Annotated in this window: 1 protein-coding gene; it reads right to left on the minus strand. The window is 71.0% G+C overall.

From position 1 onward, the window contains the following. Positions 1–307, minus strand: a 307-nt coding sequence (locus ACLBYB_RS33125; RefSeq protein WP_447701421.1) for a LysR family transcriptional regulator, incomplete at its 3' end; no start/stop codon positions are given.

Below are 307 nucleotides of genomic sequence, written 5' to 3' on the forward strand. Positions count from 1 at the left end.
CCTCCGCGACGCCGGCCGTGCACCGCACCGTGCCGGTCGGCTCCGTCAGGCGCTGGCGGATCGTCGTCTCCGCCAGCTCCGCCTCTCTGAGCATCGCGACCGCGTGGCGGGAGAAGTCCTCCCCCGCATCCGTCATGCCGAACCGGCGCGAGGTCCGGTTCAACAGCCGGACGCCGAGGGCGCCCTCCAACTGCTGGAGGCGGTGGCTCAAGGTGGATTTCGGCACGCGCAGCGACCGCCCGGCGGCCGTGAAGCCGCCGCGATCGACGACCTGCACGAAGTAGAAGAAGTCGTTCAGGTCGAGCAC

The sequence above is a fragment of the Methylobacterium sp. D54C genome (assembly GCF_053345595.1).